Here is an 8,108-nt window from a genome sequence, read left to right as displayed (position 1 = left end):
GGAGACGGCCATCCATCTAGGGCTGCCGTTGCCGGCAACCTCGTGCGGTCTACCCGCGAACTCGGGCGGGCAGCCCTCGAACGTCCGCGCGGGGCCATATTCCTATGGCGCCCTCTTGACCTTGCTCCAGGTGGGGTTTACCTAGCTGCCCAGGTCACCCTGGGCACTGGTGGTCTCTTACACCACCGTTTCACCCTTACCGGGGACCAAAATCCCCGGCGGTCTGTTTTCTGTGGCACTGTCCCGCGGGTCACCCCGGGTGGCCGTTAGCCACCACCTTGCCCTGTGGAGCCCGGACCTTCCTCGGCGGATCACAGGTGATCCGACGCGACCGTCCGCCCGACTCGTCTGCCGTACGGCCCATCCTAGCCGGTCCACCGGGGCCGTAGGCTGCTGCGGGTCGGCCGCGCCGCGGCGGCCGGGAGAACACGCTCAGGAACGCCAGGGAGAACCCGTGCTCGTACTGCTGCCGCCGTCCGAGGGGAAGGCCACCGCCGCGCGGGGGCGGCCGCTCGCGCTCGACGGGCTGTCGCTGCCCGCGCTGACCGGCGCGCGGGCGGCCGTGCTCGACGAGCTGGTGCAGCTGTGCGAGGGCGACGCGGACAAGGCGGCCGAGGTGCTCGGGCTCACCCCGGGGCTGCGCGGCGAGATCGCCAAGAACGCGAAGCTGCGCACCGCCCCCGCGCTGCCCGCCGCCGACCTCTACACCGGCGTGCTGTACGACGCGCTCGGCCTGGCCACCCTCGACACGGCGGCGCTGCGGCGGGCCCGGCGCTCGGTGCTGGTCTTCTCCGGGTTGTGGGGGGCGCTGCGGCTGACCGACCGGGTGCCCTCCTACCGCTGCTCCATGGGAGTACGACTGCCGGGTGCGGGCGGGCTCGCCGGATACTGGCGGCCGCACCTCGACAGCGTCCTGCCCGAGGTGGCCGGCCGCGGGCTCGTCCTGGACCTGCGCTCGTCCGCCTACACGGCCGCCTGGAAGCCGCCCGCCGCCCTCGCGGGTCGTACGGCGACGGTCCGCGTGCTCCAGGTGGCGGTCGTGGCGGGCGTGGAGAAGCGGTCCGTGGTCAGCCATTTCAACAAGGCGACCAAGGGGACGCTGCTGCGCGCCCTCCTCACGTCCGGGGCCGCCCCGAAAACGCCGTCCGGCCTCGCCGACGCACTCCGCGACCTCGGGTTCGAGGTGGAGCACCCGGGCAACGGCTCCCAGCTCGACGTGCTCCTGCGTTGATTCCGCCCGGCGCCCGGCCCCACCGGGGCGGCCGTTGCACCCTGCGCAACGGCCGTTGCAGGAGCTGGTCGCCGCGGCCAGAATGACCGCATGGAAACCGTTCTCGACCTCGCCCCCGTCATCCCCGTGGTCGTGTTGGAGGACGCGCGCGACGCCGTGCCGCTTGCACGCGCCCTGGTGGCGGGGGGCCTGCGGGCGATCGAGGTGACCCTGCGCACCCCGGCCGCGCTGGAGGCGATCGCCGCGATCGCCCGCGAAGTCCCGGACGCGGTGGTGGGCGCGGGCACCCTGCTCGACCCGGACCAGGTCGCCGCCGCGAAAGCCGCAGGCGCACGGTTCCTGGTCAGCCCCGGCTGGACCGAGCGGCTGGTGGACGCGATGCGCGACTCGGGCCTGCCCTCCCTGCCCGGCGTCTCGACGGTCTCGGAGGTGCTGCGGCTGCTGGAGCGCGGGGTGACCGACATGAAGTTCTTCCCGGCGGAGGCGGCCGGCGGCGCACCGTATCTGAAGTCGCTGTGGTCACCGCTGCCGCAGGCCCGCTTCTGCCCGACCGGCGGCATCGACGCCGACCGCGCACCGGACTACCTCGCACTGCCCAACGTCGCCTGCGTCGGCGGCACTTGGATGCTGCCGAAGGAAGCGCTGCGGACGAAGGCGTGGGACGAGGTCACCGAGCTGGCCCGTAAGGCCGCGGCACTCACCGGGTGAAGCACCCCCCGGTGAAGCGCCCACGGTGAGGCGTCCCCAGGTCAAGCGTCCCCAGGTCAAGTGCCCCCGGTTACGCGCGGTCGAGGCCGCGCAGGTGAGCGGTCGCGTTGACGTACCGCACCGACGTGTTGCCGTCGGCGTAGTAGTCGACCGCGCACAGCGCCGCCGGGGACAGGTGCATACGGAAGAGCGCCGCGGGCGGCGCGCCGAGGGCGAGCCGGACCAGGGTCTTGATCGGCGTGACGTGGCTGACCAGCAGAATGGTCCGGCCGCGGTGGGCGGCGAGCAGGGCGTCGCGGGCGACTTCGACCCGGGCGGCGACCTGCTCGAAGCTCTCGCCACCGGGCGGGGTGGCGGACGGATCGCCGAGCCACGCGGTCATCGCGCCGGGGTCGCGCTGCCGCGCCTCGGCGAAGGTCAGGCCGTCCCAGGCGCCGAAGTCCGTCTCGCGCAGGCGGTCCTCGACGGTGACGTCCAGACCGAGTCGCGCGGCGGCCGCGGCGGCGGTCTGCCGGCAGCGGGCGAGCGGCGAGCTGACCACGGCCCGCACGGCGCCGTGACCACCTGCCCCGAACTCATCCGGCCGGTCAGGTCCGTACGGCGACGGCCCGGCCAACTCCCTTGCGGCCAGATCGGCTTGGGCACGCCCCCGCTCCGACAGCTCCGGGTCCCCTCCCCCGCTGCCGGAGAACCGCTGCTGCCCGGTCAGTACCGTCTCGCCGTGCCGCAGCAGCACGAACGTGGTCGGGGCGCCCAGGTCAGGGGTACCCCGATCCACCCCGGACGACGACACACCATCGGCCTCAACCGAGCCCACGGGCACAGCAGTTGCCGCACCCACCGGCCCAACCGGCGGCGCGGGCACGGCCGATGGATCGCGCTCGGCCGATGGGTCGCGCTCGGCCGCAACCACCGCTCTACAAACCCGAGTCGGCCGTGCGCACCAGGATCCGCCGGCAGTTCTCGCACCGCACCACCGTGCCGGCCGGAGCGGCCCGCACTTCGTTCAGCTCGGTGATGTTCAGCTCCAGCCGGCAGCCCTCGCACCGCTTCTGGTAGAGCCGGGCGGCGCCGATCCCGCCCTGCTGGGCGCGGAGCTTGTCGTAGAGCTTGAGCAGGTCGTCGGGGACGGCGGCGGCCAGCACCTCGCGCTGCTTGGCGACGGTGAAGCCCTCGGCGTCGATGCCCTCCAGCGCGGCGGTCTTGCGCTGCTCGGCCTCGGCGACCTTCACCTCCAACGACTCGACCCGGCCGGCGAGTTCACTGCCGCGCTCCTGCGCGTTCTCGCGGCGCTCCATCACCTCGAGGACGACGTCCTCCAGGTCGGACTGGCGCTTGGCGAGCGAGGCGATCTCGCGCTGGAGGTTCTCCAGGTCCTTCGGGGAGGTGATCATCCCGGAGTCGAGCCGCTGCTGGTCGCGGGCGGAGCGCTGCCGCACCTGGTCGACGTCCTGCTCCGCCTTGGTCTGCTCGCGGGCGGTGTCGCTCTCCTCGGTACGGGCGGCGACGAGCAGGTCGCGGAGCTGGGCGAGATCGGCGCCCAGCCGGTCCAGCTCGGCGTGCTCGGGCAGGTTGCGGCGCTTGTGGTCGAGCTGCGCGATACGCGCATCGAGGGCCTGGACTTCGAGAAGTCGGATCTGGTCGGCGGGCGCGGCGTTCAGCGGGGGGCTCCTGTGCTGCTGGAAGGGAAATTCGGGGACGGCGACGAGATCGGCGGACCGGGCGGACCCGGCGCACCGGACGCATCCGGTGCGCCCTGGTCGCTCAAGGGGACGGAGGGCGCGTGGATCGTCCACGGGTCGGTGACCACCCGCGAGACATGGGTCCGCAGGTTCCAGCCATGCCGGTCGGAGATCTCGTCGAGCTGGCCGGCGGCCTGCTCGCACCAGGGCCACTCGGTGGCCCAGTGCGCGGCGTCCACCAGCGCGGGCGGTCCGGCCTGCTGAGCCTCGGAGGCCGGGTGGTGCCGCAGGTCGGCGGTGAGGAAGGCGTCGACACCGGCCGCGCGGACCTCGGCGAAGAGGCTGTCGCCCGAGCCGCCGCAGACCGCGACCGTACGGATCGTGGCATCGGGGTCGCCGGCCACCCGCAGGCCGCCGGCGGTGCCGGGCAGGTCGCGCGCGGCCCGCGCGGCGAACTCCGCGAGGGTCAGCGGCGCGTCGAGTTCGCACAGCCGGCCCAGGCCGCGGCGGCCCTCCGGGTCGGTCGGGTCGGGTACGAGCGGTCCGGTGACGCGCAGGTCCACGGTGGCGGCGAGCGCGTCGGAGACCCCGGGGTCGGCCCGGTCGGCGTTGGTGTGCGCCACCAGCAGCGCGACGCCGCCGCGGATCAGGTCGTGCACCACCCGGCCCTTGAAACCGGCCGGTCCGACCGGCGCGACGGTGGTGGTGCCGCGCAGATACAGCGGGTGGTGGGTGACGAGCAGGTCCGCGCCGAGCCGTACCGCCTCGTCGACGACCTCCTGTACGGGGTCGACGGCGAACAGCACGCGGGTGACCTCGGCGGATGGATCTCCGCAGACCAGGCCGACGGCATCCCACGACTCGGCCAGCTCCGGCGGCCAGAGGGCGTCGAGCGCGGCGAGGACATCGGCGAGAGAGGGTGCGGGCACGTTACGAAGGTTACCCGCCGCGCCGGGCGGCCGGGATGCGAGCGGGCAGCGCAGCACAACGGCTCGGACGGCGGCGCCGATTCGCGCAGAGCGACACCCTTACGTGTGAACTGCCCCAGCTCACGTTGATCGTCATGAAGTACGAAAACTACGGTCCTGAGCCGGAGGTGGAGAACCCACATGACCGTCGACACGACTGGCACACCGCAGACCCCCGCTCTTCCGGCTTCGCCCGCCGCGACAGTTACGGCCGCCGCGACAGCTACGGCCACGACCGCTCCCGTTTCCGCGGCGCCGACCGTCCCCGCGGCACCGACCGCGCACGTACAGCGCCGTACCGGCTTCACGATCAGCGCGGACGGGTCGTACGCGGCCTGCCTCGCGGAGGTGACCGTGCCGAGCGAGGAGGGCGAGGGGGGCGACGGCTGGTACGTCGAACGCTGGTCGCTGGACGGGCCGGAACCGTATGCGGTGGCGCTGCCCGGCATGCGGCCGGAGGAGCCGGGCACGCAGGTGCTGCCCCTGCCGGACGGCCGGGTGCTGGTACGGCGCGAGGTCGGCGCCGGAACCGGTGTCGGAACCCGGGCCGGGAACGGAGCCTGGTACGGAGGCGGGGCCGGCGGCAGGGCCGCGGTCGGAGCCGAGTCCGGAGCCGGCAGCGCGGAAGGCGGCGCAGCCGGCGTCGAGGACGAGGACCCGGCCGCATCCGGCCCGGACAACGCCGCCGCCGGCTCCGGCACCCCCGCCACCGTGTGCCACGACCTGTCCCTGCTGTACCCGTCCGGCGCCGGCACCGGCACCCAGCGGATCGGCGCGCTCGCGGGCACCGACGTGCGCCTGCTCCCGCCGGCCCCGTTCGGCGCCTTCGCCACCTGCTACGACGCGGGCGGCGGTGTGACCTCGCTGTGGCAACTGTGCGACGCGGGCGGCGGAAGCGGGGGCGGCCCCGTCCACCTCGTCACGGTGCCCGGCCGCTGCACCGGCGGCGCCTGGCTGGACCGCGCGGGGCGGCTGCTCGCGCTCGACCGTGAGATGGACGGGCGGACGAAGGCGGTCGTGGTCGACCTGCACGCCGGCCGGGTCAGCCCGCTGCTCCAGCTCACCGAGGACAGCGACGACCGGCTGCTGCTCGCCGAACCGGACAGCGGTCTGATGATCGTACGCAGCGACGCCACCGGCGAGCCCCGGCTCGGCTGGGGCGTGCTCGGCAGCCGTCACCCGGTGCGCTTCCCCGACACCCTGCGGGTGGCCGGCGCCCTGCTCTCCCCGGTCGCCGCGCAGCCCGGGCAGATCCTCACCCCCGAGGCGTGCGTGGTCGCCTTCCGCTCGGCGGTGCCCGGCGGCGGCTCGTCGCTCGCGCTGGGGCGGCCCGGCGAGCGCCGCCTGCACTGGCGTCCGGCCCCCGCGGACTGGCTCGGCCCGGCCGCCCGCTGGCTGCCCCGCTCCCCGCTCCACCTGCCCACGCCCACCGCCCTGCACCCGTACGACCCGCCGCCGGTGGCCGCCCCGGCGCCGCTCGCGCTGCCCGCGCCACGGGTGCTGCGGGCCCGCGCCCTGCCCCCGGCCCGCCGCCCACTCGCGGTACTCCCGCTGCAGAAGGCCCCGCTGACCCCGGTCGCGTGATGCTCGGTAGACTCGCCGGGGTCACCTAGGGTGAGCACCCTGAGTGAGCAAGTAGTCATGTGGGTATACGGGGAGAGCACGACGATGTCGGACGCGACCAGGGCCGATCACGTGCGCAATCAGGCGCACCAGAACACTGACGAGGACACGTCGGGCCGCCACCGGGGCGAGGCTTCGGCGGAGGACACCGAGGCGGCGGCGCCGCACGGCAAGCACCGTCGCGAAGGGTCGGACTGACACCGCCGCCCCGCCCGACACCGTCCCGACCGGCGGCTCGGACCGGCGGCTCAGGCCGGCGCGGCGCGGCATGGCATGGCATGGCATGGCACCCGGCGGACCCGGCGAGTGCCGCGATTCCGGATTCCGGGGGGAACCGATGGCAGAGCGGTGGGGCCTGATCGTCGAAGAGGCCAAGGGCGGTCGCTACAGCTTCGTGTACAACAGCGTGCTGGAGGTGTTCACCGGCAGCCGCGCCGACGCCCTCGCCCGGCTGGAGGGGCATGCCACCACCTACCGGCCCCGTCAGGACCGGCATCCCCCCAGGACCCGGATCTTCCGTACCGCGGACGGTTTCCTGCTGGTCGGCAGCGACGTTCCGGGCGAGTACACGAACGACTGGCACGTCCTCTGCCGTTTCACCGTCGCGGAGTTGGTGCGCGACAGCGAGGACGTGCGGCGGCAGGCGGACGCGGAGTGGCAGGCCCAGGCGGAGCTGAAGGCCGAGGAGCGTGCGGCGAAGCGGCGCGAGCGCCGCCGCGATTACTGACCGTTACCGACCACCCAGTACATTTGTCCCGGCCACCCCACCACATTCGCGTCTGCCGGACCGCCGCCGTGCCGCCGTAGCTTCATGGACATGGCACACACCCTTTCCAGCGCGCGGGCGGCGGGCCCTACTGCCGCGGCGCCCACCCCTCCCCCGGCCGTACGGTTCTCGGCCGTCCACAAGCACTTCGGGCAGGTGCACGCGATCGCCGGTATCGACCTGGACATCGCCCGCGGTGAGACCCTGGCCCTGCTCGGCCGCAACGGCGCGGGCAAGTCCACCGCGATCTCGCTGATGCTCGGCCTCGACCAGCCGGACGGCGGCGAGGTGCGGCTGTTCGGCGGCGCGCCGCAGGACGCGGTCCGGGGCGGCCTGGTGGGGGCGATGCTCCAGGACGGCACCCCGATCCCGCGGGTGACCGTCCGCGAGTGGGTCGGCTTCGTCGCCGCCACCTACCCGCGGCCGATGCCGGTCGCCGAGGCCCTCGCGCTCGCCGGGATCGGGGAGTTGGCCGGGCGGCGGGTGGACAAGCTCTCCGGCGGGCAGGCGCAGCGGCTGCGGTTCGCGCTGGCCGTCGCGGGCAACCCGGCGCTGATCGTGCTGGACGAGCCGACCGCTGCGCTGGACGTGGAGGCGCGGCGCGGCTTCTGGCGCTCGATGCGCGGGTACGCCGCGCGCGGCAACACCGTGGTGTTCTCGACGCATTACCTGGAGGAGGCGGACGAGAACGCCGACCGGATACTCGTGATCGACCGGGGCCGTACCGTCGCCGACGGCAGCGGCGAGCAGATCAAGCGGGCGGTCGGCGGCACCCTGGTCTCCTTCGATCTGGCCGGGCGGGGCACCGCGGGCCTGCGCGAACTGCCCGGGGTGACCGCGCTCGAAGTGCGCGGCGACCGCGCGGTGCTGCGCAGCGCCGACTCCGACGCGACGGTGCTCGCGCTCGCCGAGGCCGGCCGGGTACGGCGGCTGGAGGTGGCGGCGGCGAGCCTGGAGGAGGCGTTCCTGAGCCTGACCGCCCACCCGGACCCGGCCCCTCACCCGGGCTCGGACTCGACCCCGGACTCGGACCCGGACACGGGCTCGGGCTCTGCCGCGGGCTACGGCAACTCCCAGGCGGTGACCCGATGAACGCCCCCGGCAAGGCCCTCGCCGCGCCCGTACCGGCT

9 protein-coding genes and 1 other RNA gene are annotated in these 8,108 nt (G+C 74.3%); 6 read left to right on the top strand and 4 right to left on the bottom strand.

The window, feature by feature from the left end:
* Window positions 1–347: RNase P RNA component class A (gene rnpB, locus AC13HU_RS25890), an RNA gene on the bottom strand; the annotation flags it as partial.
* Between the two features lie 107 nt (window positions 348–454).
* On the opposite strand from rnpB, the gene yaaA reads away from it, so the two are divergent.
* A complete protein-coding gene (gene yaaA, locus AC13HU_RS25885; RefSeq protein ID WP_483044354.1) occupies window positions 455–1,231 on the top strand; it encodes a peroxide stress protein YaaA in 777 nt (258 codons plus the stop codon).
* Between the two features lie 90 nt (window positions 1,232–1,321).
* Entirely contained in the window at window positions 1,322–1,939 is a 618-nt protein-coding gene (gene eda, locus AC13HU_RS25880; protein WP_483044353.1) for a bifunctional 4-hydroxy-2-oxoglutarate aldolase/2-dehydro-3-deoxy-phosphogluconate aldolase, read from the top strand.
* Between the two features lie 70 nt (window positions 1,940–2,009).
* Here the strand turns inward: eda and AC13HU_RS25875 are convergent, their stop codons facing one another.
* The 3 genes from AC13HU_RS25875 to AC13HU_RS25865 all read right to left on the bottom strand — a co-directional run bounded on the left by AC13HU_RS25875 (window position 2,010) and on the right by AC13HU_RS25865 (window position 4,550).
* Window positions 2,010–2,717 carry a histidine phosphatase family protein gene (locus AC13HU_RS25875; protein WP_483044352.1) on the bottom strand — a complete coding sequence of 236 codons (708 nt, stop codon included), beginning with the start codon at window positions 2,715–2,717 and terminating at the stop codon, window positions 2,010–2,012.
* Between the two features lie 139 nt (window positions 2,718–2,856).
* Entirely contained in the window at window positions 2,857–3,600 is a 744-nt protein-coding gene (locus AC13HU_RS25870; RefSeq protein WP_483044356.1) for a zinc ribbon domain-containing protein, read from the bottom strand.
* On the bottom strand, window positions 3,597–4,550 hold the full coding sequence (locus AC13HU_RS25865) for a Nif3-like dinuclear metal center hexameric protein (RefSeq protein WP_483044351.1): 954 nt from the start codon (window positions 4,548–4,550) through the stop codon (window positions 3,597–3,599). Before AC13HU_RS25865 ends, AC13HU_RS25870 begins: the two co-directional genes overlap by 4 nt.
* Window positions 4,551–5,036: 486 nt before the next feature.
* Between AC13HU_RS25865 and AC13HU_RS25860 the strand changes: the two genes are divergently transcribed.
* The 4 genes from AC13HU_RS25860 (at window position 5,037) to AC13HU_RS25845 (ending at window position 8,070) form a co-directional block, all read left to right on the top strand.
* The gene (locus AC13HU_RS25860; protein ID WP_483044355.1) at window positions 5,037–6,173 is read left to right on the top strand and encodes a hypothetical protein; all 1,137 of its coding nucleotides are present in this window, start codon (window positions 5,037–5,039) and stop codon (window positions 6,171–6,173) included.
* An 84-nt stretch (window positions 6,174–6,257) separates the two neighbouring features.
* A complete protein-coding gene (locus tag AC13HU_RS25855) occupies window positions 6,258–6,410 on the top strand; it encodes a hypothetical protein (RefSeq protein WP_483044350.1) in 153 nt (50 codons plus the stop codon).
* Between the two features lie 139 nt (window positions 6,411–6,549).
* Window positions 6,550–6,939: a hypothetical protein gene (locus AC13HU_RS25850; protein ID WP_483044349.1), complete on the top strand. Its 390-nt coding sequence runs from the start codon at window positions 6,550–6,552 to the stop codon at window positions 6,937–6,939.
* Between the two features lie 90 nt (window positions 6,940–7,029).
* Window positions 7,030–8,070 carry an ABC transporter ATP-binding protein gene (locus AC13HU_RS25845; protein ID WP_483044348.1) on the top strand — a complete coding sequence of 347 codons (1,041 nt, stop codon included), beginning with the start codon at window positions 7,030–7,032 and terminating at the stop codon, window positions 8,068–8,070.
* The last annotated feature ends 38 nt before the right edge of the window (window positions 8,071–8,108 follow it).

It is taken from the genome of Streptomyces sp. NH27 (assembly GCF_056859195.1).
Note: the sequence above shows the minus strand (reverse complement) of the source record. Positions and strands in the feature narration are given on the sequence as shown.

What these genes read in the sequence shown, in the direction of transcription:
- eda (WP_483044353.1), top strand. Translation starts at nt 1,322, where the DNA reads ATGGAAACCGTTCTCGACCTCGCCCCCGTCATCCCCGTGGTCGTGTTG.
- AC13HU_RS25860 (WP_483044355.1), top strand. Translation starts at nt 5,037, where the DNA reads ATGCGGCCGGAGGAGCCGGGCACGCAGGTGCTGCCCCTGCCGGACGGC.
- AC13HU_RS25855 (WP_483044350.1), top strand. Translation starts at nt 6,258, where the DNA reads ATGTCGGACGCGACCAGGGCCGATCACGTGCGCAATCAGGCGCACCAG.
- AC13HU_RS25850 (WP_483044349.1), top strand. Translation starts at nt 6,550, where the DNA reads ATGGCAGAGCGGTGGGGCCTGATCGTCGAAGAGGCCAAGGGCGGTCGC.
- AC13HU_RS25845 (WP_483044348.1), top strand. Translation starts at nt 7,030, where the DNA reads ATGGCACACACCCTTTCCAGCGCGCGGGCGGCGGGCCCTACTGCCGCG.